Origin of the sequence: uncultured Nevskia sp. (assembly GCF_903885465.1) — a bacterium.
Taxonomy (GTDB): Bacteria; Pseudomonadota; Gammaproteobacteria; order Nevskiales; family Nevskiaceae; genus Nevskia.
On record NZ_CAISIQ010000325.1, the window covers coordinates 1 to 19307 of the forward strand.

Here is a 19307-nt window from a genome sequence, read left to right on the forward strand (position 1 = left end):
ATCACGTCGGCGAGATCGGTCAGGTACAGCGTTGCGAAGTGGCGCGCGCGGTCCTGCACGCCAAGCGAACCGAAGGCCCAGGCCAGCGGATCGCCGCCGTCCTCGTCTTCGTACACGTCGAGGCTGCGGAAGCGCGGGCCTTCCGGCAGGAACTGGCGACTGGCGATGCGGTGGGCGATCGTCGGATCGCGGCCCTGCAGAAAGGCGATGGCGCGCTCGACCGTGGCCAGATGCCGCTCGTACTGGACCGCGAAGGCCTGCACGGGCTCGCTGCGCGCAGCGTCCGGCAGCGCCTGCACGCGCGCGTGGATCTGCTGCAGGCCGTCGCGGCTCAGCAGCCGCAGCACGAGCGCAAGCGCGAGATCCTCCTGCACGGCATCGACGCCGTGCTGGCGCAGGAAGCCGGTCAGGTAGGCGGTGGATGGATACGGCGTGTTGAGCTGCGTCATCGGCGGGATGAGCGACAGCACGCGCGGCGATGGCGGCAGGACAGGCATGCGGACTCGAAACGGGATTCGGGCGGGGAGCGTGAGGCTGCGCGCATTCTGAACCAGCCGCCGCCGTCGAGTGGAAAAACGCAGCCGGCCTGCCGATACTCGGCAGCCGTTCCCGAACCCGCCCGCGCACATGCCCTCCTTCGATATCGTTTCCGAAGTCGACAAGCACGAACTCACGAACGCGGTCGACCAGGCCAAGCGTGACCTCGGCAACCGCTACGACCTGCGCGGCACCGATGCGCGCTTCGAGCACGTCGACAACGTGATCACGCAGTTCGCGCCGAGCGAGTACCAGCTCGACCAGCTGCTCGAAATGCTCAAGATCCGGCTGGCCGGCCGCAAGATCGACCTGCGCTGCATCGAGCTTGGCGAGGTCGAGACCAATCTCGCCGGTGCGCGCCGCACGATCACGATCAAGCAGGGCATCGAGCAGGCGCAGGCGAAGAAGATCATCGCCAAGATCAAGGAAGCCAAGCTGAAGGTAGACTGCCAGATCCAGGGCGAGAAGCTGCGCATCAACGGCAAGAAGCGCGACGACCTGCAGACCACCATCGCCTTCCTGAAGAAGGCCGAGCTGGAAGTGCCGCTGCAGTTCGAGAATTTCCGCGACTGAGGAGCCGAGCCCGCCCATGTCCAACGATCAGAACCCGCCCGCGAAAGTCCCGCGCGACAAGAGCAACGATTACAGCGTCGAGATCGCGGCGACGCGGCGCGGCTTCGTCGAGCAGCAGACCGGTGCCTCGCTGAATCACGTCGGCCACTACTCGTTCGATCCCGGCGTGCTGCCGGGCAATATCGAGAACTTCGCCGGTGTCGCCCAGGTGCCGATCGGCATCGCCGGACCGCTGCGCATCAACGGCGAACACGCGCGCGGCGATTTCTACATTCCGATGGCGACCACCGAAGGTACGCTGGTGGCGAGCTACAACCGCGGCATGCGGCTGCTCAGCGAATGCGGCGGCGTGAAGACCACGGTGGTCGAGCAGCACATGCAGCGCTCCCCTGTCTTCATGTTCGAGGATGCGCTGGCGGCACGCGCATTCGGCGAGTGGATCGAGACGCACCTCGATGCCATTCGCAAGGTGGCCGAAGCCACCACCCGAGTCGGCAAGCTGCAATACATCGGCCAGTACGCCCTCGGCAATCTGCGCTATCTGCGCTTCAACTATTCGACCGGCGATGCGGCCGGCCAGAACATGGTCGGCAAGGCCACCTTGGCCGCCTGCCAGTGGATCCAGAGCGAGTATCCGGATCATCCGAACTTCATCCTGTCCGGCAACATCGACACCGACAAGAAGCACTCGCAGATCAACACGCTGCTGACCCGCGGCAAGCGCGTGGTCGCCGAAATCGTGTTGAAGGATTCGGTGCTGAAACCCTTGATGGGCGTCACCGGCAAGCAGTTGTTCCATGCCCGGCAGATCTCCCAGGCCGGTGCCTTCATGGCCGGCTCGTCGAACAATGCCGCGCATTCGGCGAACGGCATCACCGCGCTGTTCATCGCCACCGGGCAGGACGTGGCCAACGTCGCTGAATCGCATGCCGCGATCACCTACTGCCAGCTGCTCGACAACGGCGACTACTACTGGTCGATCACCCTGACCTCGCTGATCTGCGCGACCTACGGCGGCGGCACCGGTCTGGCCACCCAGCGTGAATGTCTGGAAATGCTTGGCTGCTATGGCCAGGGCGGTGCGGACAAGTTCGCCGAGATCTGCGCGGCGACCGTGCTTGCCGGCGAAACCAGCCTGAGTAGCGCGATCCTGGCCGGCGACTGGGTATCGAGCCACGATCAGCTGGGCCGCAACCGGCCCTGACCGGGTCCTGAGCCCTGCACCCGGACGGTGAGCACCGTCCGGCTTCGAGCACGCACTGCACCATTTGCGCGCAGCGCCTGAAGGCGCTGACGTTCATCTGTCGCGCGCTACCGCTGATCCCCGCACACGCACCGATTCAGGCCGTCGGCAGGCGGCTTCGCTGCCGTCCATCGGTGCCGCATTTTTGTCGGCAAACGGGTTTCTAGAGTTCGTCCACCGCCGTGCGTCTCAGGGGCTGTAACGGCAGGAACCGCAGTATCCCGATCGCTACACCGTGGAGAACAACATGCTCAACAAGACCCGCTACGCCCTCGCCTTTGCCACGATCACGCTGGTTGCCTGTGGCGGCGGCGGTGGTAACGATTCGACTGCCCCAGGCGGCACGTCGAGCACCGCACCGGCCGTCGAAGGCCCACTGGACCCGGCGCAGAACGCCATCTCCACCACCGTATTCGCACCGCTGGTCGAAGCCACCGTCGGCACGCCGCTGCAGGGCGTTCTGGCTTGCGGCAATTCGATCGTCACCCGCAACGTGCTCGATATCGCCGATGCCTACGCCAACGGCCTGATGTCGCCGTCGACCCTGGTCAGCACCGCACCGGCTGCGGCGCAGGGCGCAGTGACCGCACTGGTCGGCAACCTGTCCGGCCTGCTCGGCTCGCTGACCGGTGCCACCACCTGCCTGGGCGGCAGCGCTGGCGACATCCCGGTGCCGACCACCAATCCGCTGGCCGGCACGCCGCTGGCGCCGATCGGCGATGCCCTGCTGCCAGTGCTGACCGCCGCTTCGCAGCAGCTCAGCCCGTCGTCCAGCGGCACTGCGCCTCAGATCGGCGCCACCCAGCTGGCGACCATCGTTGCCCAGCTGTCCGACGCCTACAGCATGGCGCTGACCCAGATCCCGCCCGAAGCGCTGAGCGCGCCGGTGCTCGGTGGCACGCTGACCACGATCGGCAATTCCCTGGTCGATCTGGAGACCCTGACCACCCAGGCCGCCAGCGGCGCTGCGCCGGATGTACTGGCGACCTCGTTGCAGGCGCTGGCCACCGGCTCGCTGGATGATCTGCTGACCCTGGTGCTGCCAGTCGGCGTGCTGCAGGCCGGTGCCGGCAGCGGCGCCTCGACAAATCTGGTCACCACCCTGCAGGCCGCTGTGGCTTCGCTGACCGGTGGCCTCGCCACCAGCCCGACCACCACGCTGCCGGCCAATCCGCTCAACGCGGCCGGCTTCGCGGTGCTGCCGGACATCATCAGCCAGCTGACTGCGGTCCTGCCGGCCGGCCTCGCCGGCACCGCCGGCACCACGCCGCTGGCCGCCGCCACGGGCCCGCTGCAGACCCTGCTCGGCTCGCTGCTGGCGCCGATCACCGGCGGCGGCTGCCTGCTGGCCATCCTCGGCCTCTGCTGATCGCTCGCAAGCTGTGAAGAGAGGCCGCCTTGTGCGGCCTCTTTTTTTGTCTGGTCGCGGGCGAAACCGCCGTCAACCCGCCTCCGCCCGCTGGCGTCGGCGCTTCATCAGCTGTTCCATGCTGACGTAGAAGGTCGGCGTGATGTACAGCGTCAGCAGCTGGGAAAACAGCAGGCCGCCGACAACGGCGATGCCCAGCGGCCGGCGCGCTTCGGCACCGGCGCCGATGCCCAGCGCGATCGGCAAGGTGCCGAGTATCGCGGCCAGCGTGGTCATCATGATCGGCCGGAAACGCACCACGCTGGCTTCCAGCATTGCGTCCTGCGCTCGGCTGTAGCGGGCCTCGCCGCCGCGTTTCAGCTCCAGCGCGAAGTCGACCATCATGATGCCGTTCTTCTTGACCAGGCCGACCAGCAGGATCAGGCCGACGAAGCTGAACAGGTTCAGTTCCTGACCGAAGATCCACAGCATCAGCAGCGCGCCGAAACCGGCCAGCGGCAGCGCCGTGAGAATGGTGATCGGATGGATGAAGTGCTCGTACAGCGTCGCCATGATCATGTAGATCACCAGCACGGTGATCAGCAGCAGCACCGGCAGATCACGCAGGGAATCCTCGAAGGCCTTGGCAGTGCCGGCAAAGCGGCCGACCACCTTGGCATCGAGGAACTGGCTGGCCGCGTTGCGCACCGCCTGGGTCGTTTCGCCGAGCGCGGACCCCGGTGCCATGTTGAACGACAGGGTGACCGACGGCAGGGCGCCGTAATGGTTGATCGCCACCGGGCCGACATCGCTGTGAATGTCGGCCAGCGCCGGCAAGGGCACCATCTCCAGACTGCTGCCGCGCAGGTACAGCGCGTCGAGCGCATTGATGTCGGCCTGGAAGCGCTTGTCCACTTCGATGAGCACCGGATACTGATCGGTGCTGCCGTAGATGTTGCTGATCCTGCGGCCGCCGTAGGCGCTGAGCAGGGTGTCCTGCATCTGGCTCGGTGACACGCCGATCGCCGCCATCTGCTCGCGGCGCAGGTCGACGCGGATTTCCGGATTGCGCAGCTGCAGATCGGTGTTGACGTCCTGGATCTGCGGCACCTCGAACAGCCGCTGCAGGAAGTCGTTGGCGGTGGCGTACAGCGTTTCGGTGTCGGTGGACTGCAGCACGTAGCTGACCGCGCCGCTGGCAGCGCTGACGCCGATGCTGATCGCCGGCGGATTGCGCATCACCAGCTCCATGCCCTGGATTTTCCGGGTCTGGGCGCGTACCTGCTGGATCACCTGATCGGCGCTGTCGTGGCGCTCGGCGAGCGGCTTCAGGCCGATCAGCAGGCGTCCGGTGTTGCCGAGCGCGCCATCGGCGCCGATCACCGAAATCACCGCGGCGACATTGGGATTGTCGCGAATGATCTTGACCACCTGGTTCTGCATCGCCAGGAATTCGGCATAGGGCATGCCTTCGGCGACGCGGGTGTTGCCATCGATCTTGCCGGAGTCGACCAGCGGGATGAAGCCCTTGTGGACCTGGGTATAGAGCAGGCCGGTGCCCAGCAGGAGCAGCACCGAGATCACCATCATCAGCATCCGTCGGCCCATGCACCAGGCAAGCCCGGCGCGATAACCGCGCTCGGTCCGCGCAAAGCCCCGCTCGAACCACAGGAACAGCACGAAATCGCTTTGCCGGGCATTCAGGAAGCGGCTGGCCAGCATCGGCGTCAGGCTCAAGGAAACCAGTCCCGACAGCAGCACGGCCACCGCCATGGTCACGCCGAACTCGGTGAACAGGCGGCCGACGATGCCGCCCATGAAGATGATCGGCAGGAACACCGCCGCCAGCGACACGGTGATCGACAGGATCGTGAAGCCGATTTCCTGGGTGCCATCGAGCGCTGCCTGGCGATGGCTCTTGCCCATCTCCAGATGACGGACGATGTTCTCGAGCACCACGATCGCGTCATCGACGACCAGGCCGACCGACAAGGTCAGCGCCAGCAGCGAGACATTGTTGAGGCTGTAGCCGAGCAGCCGCATCGCGGCAAAAGTGCCGAGCAAGGCGGTCGGCAGCACCGTGGCGACGATCAGCGTCGCCGACAGGTTGCGCAGGAACAGCATCACCACCAGTACCACCAGCACCAGCGAGATCAGCAGCGTCTCCTCGACGTCATGGATCGAGGCCTTGATGTAGTCGCCGCGGTCGTAGACCACGCGCAGTTCGGCGTCGCCGGGCAGCCCGGCGCGTATTTCGCCGAGCACCGCCTGCACCGCTTCGGTGACCGCCACGGTATTGGCGCCGGGCTGCCGGCGCAGGTTGATCTCGATCGCTCGCTGCTGATCGAGATAGCCCGACGTCTTGACGTTCTCGACGCTGTCCTCGGCATGGCCGATGTCCTTGAACCGGACCGGCTGACCGTTCTGGTAGGTCAGCACCAGCTCGCCGAAGGCCGCGGCATCGTGCAGCTGGCCATCGGCCTGCACGGTGTAATCCCGCGCGGTGCCGCTGAGCGTGCCGGCCGGGGCATTGCTGTTGGCGGCCTGGATGGCGCTGACGATCTGGTCGAAACCGAGCTTGCGGGCTGCCAAAGCCTGCGGATCGACATACAGCCGCACCGCGTATTTCTGCGAACCGTTGACTTCGATCAGGCCGACTCCGGCCACCGAGGCCAGCCGCAGCGCCACGCGCTCCTTGGCGAACTGGTTGAGCTGCGGCAGGGCAATGGTTTTCGAACTCAGCGCCAGATGCATCACCGGCGCATCGCTGGGATTGGACTTGCGGATCTGCGGCGGATCGATGTCCTGCGGCAGCTGCCGGGCGGCCTGCGACACGGCGGTCTGCACGTCCTGCGCGGCGCCGTCGATATCGCGATCGAGCTTGAACTGCAGCACCACGCGGGTATTGCCGTTGGAGCTGGTCGACGACATCGTGTCCAGGCCCTGCAAGCCGCTGAACGCGCTTTCCAGCGGCGTGGCCACCGAGCTGGCCATGGTCTCCGGGCTGGCGCCGGTCAGGGTGACGGTGACGCTGATGGTCGGGAAATCGACATCCGGCAGTTCATTGACCGGCAGCTTGGAGAAAGCGATGCCGCCGAACAGCACCAGCGCACTCATCAGCACCACCGTGAACACCGGGCGCTGGATGAACACCGCCGACAGGTTCACGGCGCAGTCGCCACGGTGACCGCGCTGCCATCACGCAGATTGTTGGGGATGCTGACCAGCACGGTGTCACCGCCTTTCAGGCCCTTGCTGACCACGGCGAGGCCATCGAGCACGCGGGCGACCACGACCTGCCGCAGCCTGGCCTTGCCCTCGTCGAAGACATAGACGTAGGCCCCTGCCTGCCCCTGCTGCAGCGCCTGCTCGGGAATGGTGATCGCCGCGACATCGGTCTTCAAAATCACCCGCACCGCGAAGAACGCGCCCGGCCACAGCGCTTCGTCGGTGTTGGCAAAGCGGGCCTTGACGGCGATGGTGCCGGAGGCATCGTTGACCTGGTTGTCGACGAACACCAGTTCGCCTCTGGCCGTCACTGCCTTGCTGAGGTTGTCGCGCGCTTCGACGACGATGGCCTGGCCGAGACGCTGCTGGGCGCGCAAGGCCGCCAGCTGCTGCTGCGGCAGCGCGAACGCCAGTTCGATCGGGCTGATGGTGTTGATCGTCACCAGCGGCGTGGTCGCCCCGGCGACCAGCAGATTGCCCTGCTTGACCAGCACCTCACCCGCCACACCACTGATCGGCGCACGGATGCTGGCGTAGGCGAGATTGATGCGGGCCTGATCGATCTGCGTACGCGTCGCTTCGGCGGCAGCAGCCAGCGAGGTGCGCGAGTTCACCGCCATGTCGAATTCCAGGGCGCTGACATAGCCCTGCTGGGCCAGGGGCTTGAGCCGCGTTTCGCTGGCCAGGGCATCGGCGGCCAGCGCCTTGTCACGCTGCCACTGGGCCTGAGCCTGGGCCAGTGCTGTGTTCAGAGGTTGCGGATCGAGCTCGAACAGCGGCTGCCCGGCCTTCACCCGCGCGCCATCGGCGATCAGCACCCTGGTCAGCAGACCGCCGGTTTGCGGACGCACTTCCACCGACGCCGACGGCACCACCTTGCCGACCGCTTCCAGCACCTGCGGCACGTCCTGCACGCGCACCGGCGCCACTCTCACGCTGAGCGGCGTTGCCGCGGGCGCTACCGCAGCCTTTTCCTTGCCCACCCAGAACCAGGCCACCGCCGCCATCACGAGCAGCACACTCGCGACGATCCAGACACTTCGCTTTTGTTTCATCCGCAACTCGATTCGTCACGCCCGCAAGGACGCTCCCGAGGGAGCATCCGGGCCGCTACAAGGTTGATGTTCGTAGGCCATATCGCTGCCGCCCGCCGCCGCCGGATGCCTGCCGTCGATGCAGGGGCGGCGACTCTGAAGGCTTGGCGGGCATCGTCAGTAATCGACCGTACCAGCTTCGGCAACGGCTCCGCTCACCTTGCAGGATGACTACGCATCGTTTGCGCAGGCCGTGGGCCGGCGTGACGTTCGTCCCCCAGGGACGACCGCCTGTCCCGGCGTCCGAAACTCCGTCGGCCGCTCGCCAGCGCTTTTCTTGCCGTCCATCGGATGGGCATTTTTGACCACAGTCGCGATTTCTAAAGTCCGCCCATCGCCGAGGGCCGCTCACCGCGCCCCGGCCGAATCGAAGCGTCCTATAACCCCGGTGTGTGGAGAAAATCATGCTCAAGAAAACCAGCTGCGCCCTCGCCATTGCTGCCGTTCTGGTCACTGCCTGCGGCGGCGGTGGCAGCAGCGGCACCGATAGCAGCACCGGCGGTGGCGGCTCCACGCCCGGCGGCACGACGACCCCGGCCCCGGCCGCGGTTGCTGGCCCGCTCGACACTGTGCAGACCGCCGTCACCGATACCGTGATCGCGCCGCTGGTCACCGCCACCGCCGGCACGCCGCTGCAGGGCGTGCTGCTGTGCGGCAACTCGATCGTCACCCGCAACCTGCTCGACATCGGCGACGCCTTCGCCAACGGCCTGGCGTCGCCGTCGACCCTGGTCAGCACCGCGCCGGCTGCGGCCCAAGGCGCGCTGACCGCTCTGGTCGGCAACCTGTCCGGCCTGCTCGGTTCGCTGAGCGGCTCGGTGACCTGCGCGGGCGGCAGCACCGGCACCACGCCGGTGCCAGTCACCAACCCGCTCGCCGGCACGCCGCTGGCCCCGATCGGCGACGCCCTGCTGCCGGTGCTGACCGCCGCCATGCAGCAGCTTGCTGCCGCGTCCAACGGCACGATCCCGCAGATCGGCGCCACCCAGCTGGCGACCATCGTCGCCCAGCTCGCAACCGCCTATGACTCCGCCCTCGCCCAGCTGCCGGCGGATGCGCTGACGGCTCCGGTGGTCGGCGGCACTCTGGTCACGGTCGGCAACTCGCTGGACCAGCTGGTGGTGCTGACCAACCTCGCCGCCACCGGCGGTTCGCCGACGGCGCTGGCCGGGGCCTTCCAGACGCTGGCCCAGAACGCGCTGAACGATGTGCTGACCCTGGTGCTGCCGGTCGGCTCGCTGCAGGGCGAAGCCGGTGCCGGTGCGCCGACCGATGTCGTCGCCATGCTGCAGGCCGCGATCGCCGGCCTGACCGGTGGCCTCGGCACCAGCCCGACCACGCCGCTGCCGACCAACCCGCTGGGCGGCACCGGCTTCGCCGCGCTGACCGGCCTGGTCACCCAGCTGACCTCGCTGCTGCCGACCGGCCTGACCGGTAGCGCCGGCACCTCGCCGCTGGCGACGGCCACCGGCCCGCTGCAGACCTTGCTGAGCTCGCTGCTCGCTCCGCTGACCGGCGGCGGTCTCCCTGGCCTGCCAGGTCTCCCGGGCGGCACCACCGGCGGGACCACGGGTGGCACTACCGGCGGTTCGGGCGGCGGTTCGGGCGGCGGCTGCCTGCTGGCCTTCCTCGGCCTCTGCTAAATCGCCGAGCTGTAAAAAAGAGGCCGCCTAGTGCGGCCTCTTTTCGTTGCAAGCGGGTTCTACTGATCGTGGCAGGTGCCGATCTCGCGGACTTCCACCGTCGCCCAGGCCGTGGCCGGACATTCGGCCGCGATGGCGATCGCTTCAGCACGGCTGGCGACATCGAGCAGGAAGAAGCCGCCGATCATTTCCTTCGATTCCGCGAACGGCCCGTCGAGCACCAGCGCCCGGCCGCCGCGCGCACTGACCCGTACGCCCTCGGCATCCGGCTTCAGCGCCTCGCCGCTCTTGAGAATGCCGCGCGCGGCAAGGCCGGCACCGAAGCCCTGCATGGCGTCGTATTCGGTCATCGCATCCTGGCGGCTGCGGCGACCGCGGCGGGCTCGTTCTTCGAGAATCAGCAGGGCGTAGGACATGGCAGTAGTCGACGGCTGAGAGAGTGGAGACTTTGGATGCTACGGCGGTAGCGCGGCGCCGTCATGACGCAGCACTTTCGACGGCTCGCTTGCGCAGGAAACGTTGCTCGCGTTCGTTCTGGGTCAGGCTCGCGGCGCGCAGGAATTCGGCTTCGGCCTCGCGGTGCCGGCCGAGCTTGGCGAGCAGATCGCCGCGCACGCTCGGCAGCCAGGGATAAGCCGCGAGGCTGGCCAGGGCGACCAGTTCATCGACCTCGGCCAGACCGGCCGCCGGGCCTTCGGCCATGCCGACCGCCACCGCCCGATTCAATGCCACGACCGGTGACGGCATCAGGTCCAGCAATTCGTCGTAGAGCCTGACGATGCGCGGCCAGTCGGTGGCCGCAGCCGTCGCTGCGCGCGCGTGGCAGGCGGCGATTCCGGCCTGCAGGGTATAGCTGCCGCGACGCTCGGCCAGCTTCTCCGCGGCGGCCAGCGCCGCCAGGCCGCGGCCGATCAGCAGGCGATCCCAGCGGGCGCGATCCTGATCCGGCAGCAGGATCGGCTCGCCGTCCGGGCTGGTGCGCGCGCGCAGACGCGAGGCCTGGATTTCCATCAGCGCCAGCAGGCCGTGCACCTCGGCGATGCGCGGCGCCAGCCCGGACAGGATGCGGCCCAGGCGCATGGCTTCCTCGCACAGAGCCGGGCGCAGCCAGTCGGCACCGGCGGTGGCTGCATAGCCTTCGTTGAAGATCAGGTAGATGACGCCGAGCACCGAATCGAGCCTTGCCGCCAGCGCTTCGGCATCGGGCAGCTCGAAGGCAATCTGCCGTTCGCCGAGCGTGCGCTTGGCGCGGACGATGCGCTGGGCGATGGTCGGCTCCGGCACCAGGAAGGCGCGGGCGATCTCGTCCGTACTCAGGCCGCCGAGCATGCGCAGGGTCAGCGCCACCCGCGCTTCCGGCGACAGCACCGGATGGCAGGCAATGAACATCAGCCGCAGCAGATCGTCGCCGACCGTTTCGCCCGGCGCCGCGTCGGCATCCGGCTGCGCTTGAGCATCGCGCAGCTGGGTCTCGATCTCGGCGGCCAGCGAACCGGCCCGCTCGCGGTGCAGGATGTCGCGGCGCAGGCGATCGATCGCCCGGTGCTTGGCAGTGGTCATCAGCCAGGCTCCGGGATTGTCCGGCACGCCGCCTTCCGGCCATTGTTCGAGCGCGGCGAGCAGCGCGTCCTGGGCGAGGTCTTCGGCGAGCCCGACATCACGCACCAACCTGACCAGCGCACCGATCAGCCGACCTGATTCGATGCGCCAGATCGCCGCGATGCGCTCGGCGACTGCTGCCTTTGCCGGTGCGGACATCAGTGCACAAGGCCGGTCGCCGCGCCTTCCGGCGACGGCGCCATCTTCGGCCGCAGCAGCACACCGCCGATCAGCGCTGCCAACAGCGCGAAGCCAGTGCCCCAGACGAAGGCTAGCCGATGGCCGGCGGCCAGGGCGGCGATCGGTTCGACACCGGCGGAGATCGCTTTCCGGGTCTCGCCATCAGCCCGGCTGGCCAGCACCGCGAGGCCGAGCGCGCCGCCCATCATGAACGCGGTGTTGACCACGCCCGAAGCAAGACCAGCATCGGACGGCGGCACATCGTTCATCGCCGCCAGCAGCAACGGATTGAAGGCCAGGCCGGCACCGATGCCGAGCAGCAACATGCCCGGCAGCACGTCGACCAGGAAATGGCCTTCGAGTGGCGCCCGGGCGAACAGCGCCAGGCCGACCGCCGCCAGCAGCAGGCCGATCCACATCGGACTACGCAGGCCGTAGCGGACGACGATACGCGCCGAAAGCCCCAGCGAGAACGCCGCCATGATCAGGTCCGCCGGCACGAAGGCGAGGCCGACATCGAGTGCTTCGTAGTTCAGCACCAGCTGCAGATACAGCGCCGAAATCACGAACCAGGCGAACATCGCCGCCGACCACAGCACGGCGACGACATTGGCCACCGCGATGTTGCGATGGCGGAACAGCGACAAGGGCATCAGCGGCTGGCGCACCCGCGATTCGATGATCAGGAAGGCGATGAACAGCAGCGCGGCGATGCCGAGCAGAGACAGGGTCTGCGTCGAGCGCCAGCCGGCTTCATTGCCGCCGACCACGGCGTAGACGGCGAGCATCAGCGAACTGGTGATGGTGAGGGCACCGGCCCAGTCCAGCTGCTGCCCGGCGCCGACATCGTCCGCCGCGTGTGGCAGCAGTCGTCCGCAGCCGATGTAGACGAACACACCGATCGGCAGGTTGACCAGAAATACCCAGTGCCAGCTCAGCCCGGTGGTCAGCACGCCGCCGAGCAACGCGCCGATGCTGCCGCCCGCCGCGCAGACGAAGCCGTAGATGCCCATCGCTTTCGCGCGTTCACCATCTTCAGTGAACAGATTCATGATCAACGACAGCGCCACCGCCGTGACCACCGCGCCGCCGAGCCCCTGCACCGCTCTGGCCGAGACCAGCATCAGCTGCGAGCCGGCCAGCCCACAGGCCAGTGATGCCGCGGTGAACAACACCAGGCCGGACAGGAACAAGCGCCGGTGACCGTAGAGATCGCCAAGCCGGCCACCCAGCAGCAGGAAGCCGCCGAAGCTCAGCATGTAGGCGTTGACCACCCAGACCAGCGAGGTCTCGCTGAAGCCGAGATCGGCCTTCATCGATGGCAGCGCGACGGTGACGATGGTCGTGTCGAGCACGATCATCAGCACGCCGAGGCAGAGCATGTACAAGGCCCGCCAGCGGCGGGCTCCTTCGAGTGGAGCGGTCATGAGCTTGCTTGGGGCTTGGGTGGTTCTAGTTGGGGATCAGCGCCCGGTTCAGCTCGGTGCGCCAGCTGGCGGGATCGGTGCTCGACTCGGGGCCGACCGTATAGATCTCCCAGAAGTCGCCACGCATGGTCAGGCCCTGCTCGGTCACCCAGGCATCGAGCGCCGGCCAGGCGGTGTGCAATTGCTCGTAAGCGCCGTGCATGACCGTGCGAGCCACCGTCGCCACCGGTCGCATGCCCCGCTGCACGCGACCGCTGGCGGTGACCACGCCATCGACCGGCACGCTGACTTCGAAATCGAAGCGCGCCGGATCGAGCCGATGGTGATAGCAGAACCAGGGGCCGGCCGGACGCAGGCCCTGCGCGCCCAGCACGGCGAACACTTCCTGGATCGCCGGCCCCATGCAGCTGCGAATCTCGTCGCGCGGGATGTTCAGCGCAATCATCGCCGTGGCCTGGGCCGGACTGTCCGCGACGGTGGGAATATCGATCATCGGTGAGTCTCCTGGGGATACAGCGCTCAGGGCATCGGCTTCAGGCAGTTGATCATCCACGGCGTGCCGAAACGGTCGCTGGCCATGCCGAAGCGCTGCGCCCAGAACGTTTCTGCCATCGGCATGAAGACCGTGCCGCCGGCGCTCAAGGCCGCGAACAGGCGTTCGGCTTCATCGATGCTGTCGACGGTGATCGTCACGCAACCATTGCCCTGCGACGGACCGCAACCTTCGACGGCATCGGCGCCCATCAGCACCTGATCGCCGATGTGCAATTCGGCATGCATGATCAGGTCGCGGCTGGCGGCTGGCAATTCGGCGGCCATCGGCGATTCGCCCTGGCTCATGATCATCGCGATCTCGCCGCGAAAGGTTTTGGCATAGAACTCGAAGGCTTCGCGGCACTGGCCCTTGAAGCTCAGGTAGGGATTGATGCGCATGGTCTTGCTCCGTTGATTCGTTGCTTCGTTGATAGGGTTTGGATCAGTGCTGCGCTTCGATCTGGGCGCGCAGCTTGGCTTCCTGTTCCTGCAGTTCCGGGGTGAACGCTTCGCCGAAATCGGAGGCCTCGAACACCTGGCGAATCTCGACTTCGGACTCACCGATCATTGGACAAGGGCAGCGCTTCAGCCATTCGATCGCTTCCTGCATCGAGCGCAGCTCCCACAGCCAGAAGCCGGCGATCAGCTCCTTGGTTTCCGCGAACGGGCCGTCGATGACGGTGCGCTTGCTGCCTGCAAAACGGACCCGCGCACCCTTCGAGCTGGGATGCAGGCCTTCACCGGCCAGCATCACGCCCGCCTTGACCAGCTCTTCGTTGAACTTGCCCATCTCGGTCAGCAGTTTCTCGTCCGGCATCACGCCGGCTTCCGAATTGGCATCGGCTTTGATGATCACCATGAAGCGCATTTGAATTCTCCTGTTCGTGTCGGTCGTGAACTCAGTTTGTTCTGAGCCTTCAAGACAACGACGAAGCAGGCGGGTGGAAATCGACAGGCCGCGCGAAGATTTTTCGGAGAATTTCGCAAGACGCTGATCGGTATGAAATTTCTATCGCGCTTCACGAGGCCCTGAGCAGCGCTTGTTAGGCTTCGCGCCATGAAGTCTTCTCGTCCGACCCCGAAGTCCGCACCGCAGCCACCGCGCCACGGCCTGGCCCGCGTACTGTCGAAACTCGGCGTCTGCTCGCGTAGCCAGGCAGAGATCGCGATCAAGGCCGGAAGAGTCACCGTCGGTGGCCGCATCGAACGCAATCCCGAACGGCCGAGCGATGCCCAGCGCGAACGGATCGCGCTCGATGGCGTCGACGTGCAGGCCGCCGCGAAGCTCTACATCGCCGTCAACAAACCGCGCGGCATCGTCGTCAGCGCCGCCGATGAACGCGGCCGCGACACCGTCTACAACCTGATCGCCGACGCCGGCCTGCCTTGGCTCGGTCCGGTCGGCCGGCTCGACAAGGCCAGCGAAGGGCTGCTGCTGCTATCGAACGACACGGTCTGGGCGGCTGGAATCACCGAGCCTGCGGGAAGCTTGGTCAAGACCTATCACGTGCAGATCAACGGCCTGCCGGATGCAGTGGCACTGGCGGCGATGGTCGCCGGCATCGTCGATGGCGGTGAACGTCTATCGGCAGTCAGCGCGACTCTGCTGCGCTCCGGTGAACGCAACTGCTGGCTGGAAATCGTCCTCGACGAAGGCCGCAACCGGCATATCCGCCGGCTGCTCGAAGTGCTGGGCTTTGATGTGCTGCGGCTGCTGCGGGTGTCGATTGGCGGTCTGGCCCTCGGCGATCTGGCCAAGGGCGCCTGGCGGCATCTGACCGCGGACGAGGTTGCGACGCTGCGAGTCGCCGCTGGGTAGGGGCAAACACACCCAGCTCGTCTTAAGGGCATCCCGCTCTTCAAGACGACGCCATGCGCCTGTTCCGTCTCGCCTTCGCCCTTTCCGCGCTGTCCAGCCTGCCGACATTGGCCGCACCGAGCTTCGCCGTCGAGGAAGCGACCATCGCCGACATTCAGAAGGCGATCCTGGCAAGGCAGATCACTGCCACCGAGGTGGTGAATCTGCATCTCAAACGCATCAAGGCTTATGACGGCGTCTGCGTGAAGCAGCCGGACGGCGTGCTCGGCAAGATCGAGACGATCCCCAATGCCGGCCAGATCAACGCCTATGCCACGCTCAACCTGCGTCCAGCGATGCTGAAGAAATGGGGCTTCAACCCGCACAAGGCCCGCAGCATGACCGACAAGGCCGATGCTGATCCGGCCTTGCCGGACGCGCTCGAAGCTGCGGCCGAACTGGACCGGCAGTTCGCTGCGACCGGCAAGCTGGTCGGCCCGCTGCACGGCATTCCGATCTCGGTGAAGGACCAGTACGACACCGCCGATCTGCGCACCACTTCAGGCGCCGACGCGCCTTATGCGAACGATCGCCCGCCGCTGGACGCGGAGTTCGTCAAGCGCCTGCGCGCGGCCGGCGCCATCATCATCGGCAAGGCCAACATGGGCGAATACGCCAGCGGCGATCGCAGCAGTTTCGGCGGCGTGCTCTGCAATCCCTACGACACCGAGCGCAGCCCGGGCCGCTCCAGCGGCGGTTCCGGCTCGTCGGTGGCGGCGAGTCTCGCTGTCTGTTCGATCGCCGAGGAATCCGGGCCTTCGGCACGCAACCCGGCGAAGAACAACAACGTCGTCGGCATCGCCGCGACGCAGGAACTGGTCAGCCGTGCCGGCATGATCAAGGCCAGCTACATGAATGATCGAGTCGGCCCACTGTGCCGCACGGTCGAAGACACGGCCACCGTGCTCGACGTGATTTCTGGCTACGACCCCAAGGACGAACTCACTGCCTTTGGTATCGGCCGCAAGCCGCCGCAGCCGTATGCGAGCTACCCGCACGAGAAAAGCCTGAAAGGCCTGCGCATCGGCGTACTGCGCGAATTCATGAACAAGGCGCTGTTCACCAAGGCGGATGAGCAGAGCATCGATATCGTCGAGCGCGCGGTGACGGATCTGCAGAAACTCGGCGCCACCATCGTCGATCCCGGCGCCAGCGGCGCGCTGTTCCAGCAGTGCGTGGCCAGGTACGCACCGTCGGCTTATTCGCGCGCCCTGATCCAGCAGAACCCGAAGCTGTTCCCGGCCGATGGCGATCACATTCCGCAGCTGGTGGCGATGTCGGCCGATCCCAAACTGTTTCCTGCCGACAGCACGCTGACCATCCGAGATCTGGGTGCCGACAAGACCATCGGCGAAGGCCGCTTCGTGCTCGATCAGTATCTGCAGGCGCGTGGCGACGCCAACATCAAGAGCACGGAAGACCTGATCAACAAGTCGCGCTTCTACACCGACGTGCGCGCCGGCACCGGCTTCTCGGACAAGAAGAAAGGCCTGGAAGAGAAATTCAAGGACAAGACCCTGGATATCTCCGCGCGTCTGGAACAGCGCTTCGCGCTGCAGCAGATCGGCATCCAGTGCATGGCCGAGCAGAACCTCGACGCGGTGGTCTATCCGACCAGCAACATCCCCTCGCCCAAGCTCGGCATGCCCACCGAACCGAACAAGAACGGCCGCTCGGCACTGGCCTGGACCCTGCTCGGCGCCAACGGCTTTCCGGCGCTGTCAGTGCCGGCCGGTTTCACCACCGAGGTCTACGACCGGGTGCCCGACAAGGACGCCGAAGGCGGCACCAGGATGATCGGCCCGATCGCCGCGAAGCTGCCGGTGAACGTCGATTTCCTCGGCAAACCCTTCGACGAAGCGACGCTGTTCAGGATCGCCGGCGCCTACGAGGCGGCGACCAGGCATCGGCAGGCGCCAGCGGGTTTCGGGCCGGTGAAGAAGTAGCACGCAGCCCGCTCAATCGATCGGCCGTACCCGGAAGTTCTTGCCCTTGATCTTGCCGGCGCGCAGGCCGTCGATCGCGCCCTTGGCGAAGCGGCGGTCGATGGCGACATAGGTGCGGGTATCGAAGGTGTTGATCTTGCCGACCGCTTCCTTGGCGAGCCCGGCAGCACCGGTCAGCGCACCGAGCAGATCACCCGGCCGCAGCTTGTCGCGCCGGCCGGCGTCGACACAGATGGTGACGAACACCGGCGGCACCGGACGATCGGGCGACAGTGCCGACATCGGCAGCTTGCCGATTGCCGCCTTGAAGCCGAGCTTGGCTTCGATCGCAGCGACCCGGCTGCGCTCGCGCGGCGCGTACAGGTGCAGCGCCAGGCCACTCTTGCCGGCACGGCCGGTGCGGCCGACGCGATGGACATGCTGGTCCGGCTCTAGCGGCAGCTCGTAGCTGATCACCAGCGCCAGATCCTTGATGTCCAGGCCGCGCGCAGCAACATCGGTGGCGATCAGCACGCGGGCCGAGCCATTGGTGAAGCGCACCAGCACTTCGTCGCGATCGCGCTGGTCGATATCGCCGTGCAGGGACAGCACCGAGAAGCCACGCTTGGCGAGCTGCACTTCGATGTCCTGGGCATCGTTCTTGGTGTGCGCGAAGACCAGCGCTGATTCCGGCCGCTGGGTGCTCAGCAGATGCGCGAGCGCATCGAGGCGCTTCATCGGATCGACCTCGTAGAAGGTCTGTTCGACCTGCGCGGTGACGATCTCGTTGTCGACGGTGATCTCGACCGGATTCAGCTGCAGGCGGCGGCTGATCGCTCGCACGGTGTCCGGGAAGGTGGCCGAGAAGAACAGGGTCTGGCGCGTCTTCGGCGCCAGATCGACGATCGCGCGGCTGGCCTGTTCGAAGTCAGAATCGAGCATGCGATCGGCCTCGTCGAGCACCAGCACGCGCAGGCTGTCGAGCTTGAGATTGCCCTCGTCGAGCAGCTCCTGCACGCGGCCGGCCATGCCGACGACGATGTGCGGATCGTGCTCAAGCGAAGCGACCTGCGGCCGCTTGGAAATGCCGCCACCGAGCACGGTCAGCTTGACGTTCGGCATGCAGCGCGCGAGCCGGCGGATTTCCTTGGCGATCTGGTCCGCCAGTTCGCGGGTCGGGCAAAGCACCAGCGCCTGGGTCTTCATCAGGGTGGCGTCGATCTTCGACAGCAGGCCCAGACCATAAGCCGCGGTCTTGCCACTGCCGGTGCGCGCCTGGCCAATCACGTCGCGGCCTTCGAGCATCGGCGGCAGGCTCATCGCCTGGATCGGCGTCATCGCCTTGTATTCGAGGGAATCGAGCGCCTGCAGCAGCAGCGGATTCAGCGGCAAGGACGAGAACGGCGAAGTTTCCACGGGGCACCTGAGGCAGTCGGCTGACGCATTCCGCGTCGGCAAGCCGCGAATTGTGAGGCCAGCGGCGCTTGCGTGCCGACTGGCGGTACGCAAACGCCCAGGGGACCAGCGCTTGCAGGACCTTGATGCGGTGCCGGAAATCCGGCGCACCGCAGAAATACCGTCACGGAGCACCGCCATGCGCATCAAGCCTTCCCCATCGATCAGCCTTTTCAGACTCGCCGCCCCCTTCGCGCTGGCGCTGATCACGGCAATGCCTGCAGCCCACGCGGCCACCGCTAGCGGCACGCTGTCGGTCAGTGCCTCGGTGGCTTCGGTATGCCTGATCTCGAATGGCTCGCTGAGCTTCGGCAGCTATGACCCGACCTCGGGCAGCACGCTGAACGGTTCGACCACGGTGACGCTGACCTGCACGCTCGGCACCGCCTACAACATCGGCCTCAATGCCGGCGCCGGCACCGGCGCCACGGTGGCCTTGCGCAAGCTGACCAGCGGCAGCAACGCGCTCGGCTATCGCCTGTTCCGCGATCCCAGCCGCACCTTGAACTGGGGCAACACGCCCGCCACCGATACGCTCGACGGCACCTCGTCGGCCTCGTCGCTGACCAATACGATCACCGTCTACGGCCAGATTCCGGCCAGCGAAGCAGCGCCGACCGGCAGCTACACCGATACCGTCGCGATCACCGTCACCTACTGAGC

General features: G+C 66.6%; 16 protein-coding genes and 1 pseudogene. 7 read left to right on the forward strand and 10 right to left on the reverse strand.

The genetic code is table 11. The features are described from left to right. Window positions 1–497: pseudogene (locus tag QZY06_RS12595) on the reverse strand (radical SAM protein); the annotation flags it as partial. A 130-nt stretch (window positions 498–627) separates the two neighbouring features. Between QZY06_RS12595 and QZY06_RS12600 the strand changes: the two are divergent. The 3 genes from QZY06_RS12600 (at window position 628) to QZY06_RS12610 (ending at window position 3722) form a co-directional block, all read left to right on the forward strand. Beyond that, the gene (locus QZY06_RS12600; RefSeq protein ID WP_295684862.1) at window positions 628–1110 is read left to right on the forward strand and encodes a YajQ family cyclic di-GMP-binding protein; all 483 of its coding nucleotides are present in this window, start codon (window positions 628–630) and stop codon (window positions 1108–1110) included. A gap of 16 nt (window positions 1111–1126) precedes the next feature. Beyond that, window positions 1127–2314, forward strand: coding sequence for a hydroxymethylglutaryl-CoA reductase (locus QZY06_RS12605; RefSeq protein ID WP_295684865.1), 1188 nt, complete (start codon window positions 1127–1129; stop codon window positions 2312–2314). Window positions 2315–2600: 286 nt separating this feature from the next. Then, window positions 2601–3722 carry a hypothetical protein gene (locus QZY06_RS12610; RefSeq protein WP_295684868.1) on the forward strand — a complete coding sequence of 374 codons (1122 nt, stop codon included), beginning with the start codon at window positions 2601–2603 and terminating at the stop codon, window positions 3720–3722. A 72-nt stretch (window positions 3723–3794) separates the two neighbouring features. Here QZY06_RS12610 and QZY06_RS12615 read toward each other — a convergent pair whose 3' ends face one another. Beyond that, a complete protein-coding gene (locus QZY06_RS12615) occupies window positions 3795–6869 on the reverse strand; it encodes an efflux RND transporter permease subunit (RefSeq protein ID WP_295684871.1) in 3075 nt (1024 codons plus the stop codon). Further along, the gene (locus QZY06_RS12620; protein ID WP_295684875.1) at window positions 6866–7984 is read right to left on the reverse strand and encodes an efflux RND transporter periplasmic adaptor subunit; all 1119 of its coding nucleotides are present in this window, start codon (window positions 7982–7984) and stop codon (window positions 6866–6868) included. Before QZY06_RS12620 ends, QZY06_RS12615 begins: the two co-directional genes overlap by 4 nt. 443 nt (window positions 7985–8427) lie before the next feature. Between QZY06_RS12620 and QZY06_RS12625 the strand changes: the two genes are divergently transcribed. After that, entirely contained in the window at window positions 8428–9666 is a 1239-nt protein-coding gene (locus QZY06_RS12625; RefSeq protein ID WP_295684877.1) for a hypothetical protein, read from the forward strand. A gap of 59 nt (window positions 9667–9725) precedes the next feature. Here QZY06_RS12625 and QZY06_RS12630 read toward each other — a convergent pair whose 3' ends face one another. The 6 genes from QZY06_RS12630 to QZY06_RS12655 form a co-directional block, all read right to left on the reverse strand. After that, a complete protein-coding gene (locus tag QZY06_RS12630) occupies window positions 9726–10082 on the reverse strand; it encodes a YciI family protein (protein WP_022977543.1) in 357 nt (118 codons plus the stop codon). A gap of 61 nt (window positions 10083–10143) precedes the next feature. After that, window positions 10144–11424, reverse strand: coding sequence for a sigma-70 family RNA polymerase sigma factor (locus tag QZY06_RS12635; RefSeq protein WP_295684882.1), 1281 nt, complete (start codon window positions 11422–11424; stop codon window positions 10144–10146). Further along, window positions 11424–12872 (reverse strand): DHA2 family efflux MFS transporter permease subunit, encoded by a 1449-nt coding sequence (locus tag QZY06_RS12640; protein ID WP_295684885.1) that lies wholly within the window; start codon window positions 12870–12872, stop codon window positions 11424–11426. The genes QZY06_RS12635 and QZY06_RS12640 overlap by 1 nt, the downstream gene beginning before the upstream one ends. Before the next feature lie 25 nt (window positions 12873–12897). Further along, window positions 12898–13365: a GyrI-like domain-containing protein gene (locus tag QZY06_RS12645; RefSeq protein WP_295684887.1), complete on the reverse strand. Its 468-nt coding sequence runs from the start codon at window positions 13363–13365 to the stop codon at window positions 12898–12900. Window positions 13366–13391: 26 nt separating this feature from the next. Further along, complete coding sequence (locus tag QZY06_RS12650; RefSeq protein ID WP_295684890.1) at window positions 13392–13805, reverse strand: VOC family protein; 414 nt, start codon at window positions 13803–13805, stop codon at window positions 13392–13394. A gap of 43 nt (window positions 13806–13848) precedes the next feature. Further along, window positions 13849–14274, reverse strand: coding sequence for a YciI family protein (locus QZY06_RS12655; RefSeq protein WP_295684893.1), 426 nt, complete (start codon window positions 14272–14274; stop codon window positions 13849–13851). Window positions 14275–14463: 189 nt separating this feature from the next. On the opposite strand from QZY06_RS12655, the gene QZY06_RS12660 reads away from it, so the two are divergent. Together QZY06_RS12660 and QZY06_RS12665 are read left to right on the forward strand one after the other, a co-directional pair. Then, window positions 14464–15225, forward strand: a complete 762-nt coding sequence (locus QZY06_RS12660; protein ID WP_295684895.1) for a pseudouridine synthase — start codon at window positions 14464–14466, stop codon at window positions 15223–15225. Between the two features lie 53 nt (window positions 15226–15278). Continuing rightward, entirely contained in the window at window positions 15279–17210 is a 1932-nt protein-coding gene (locus QZY06_RS12665; protein WP_295684897.1) for an amidase, read from the forward strand. Between the two features lie 12 nt (window positions 17211–17222). Here the strand turns inward: QZY06_RS12665 and dbpA are convergent, their stop codons facing one another. Next, the gene (gene dbpA / locus QZY06_RS12670; protein WP_022977536.1) at window positions 17223–18605 is read right to left on the reverse strand and encodes an ATP-dependent RNA helicase DbpA; all 1383 of its coding nucleotides are present in this window, start codon (window positions 18603–18605) and stop codon (window positions 17223–17225) included. Window positions 18606–18783: 178 nt separating this feature from the next. On the opposite strand from dbpA, the gene QZY06_RS12675 reads away from it, so the two are divergent. Then, entirely contained in the window at window positions 18784–19305 is a 522-nt protein-coding gene (locus QZY06_RS12675; protein WP_295684901.1) for a spore coat U domain-containing protein, read from the forward strand. Window positions 19306–19307: the final 2 nt, after the last annotated feature.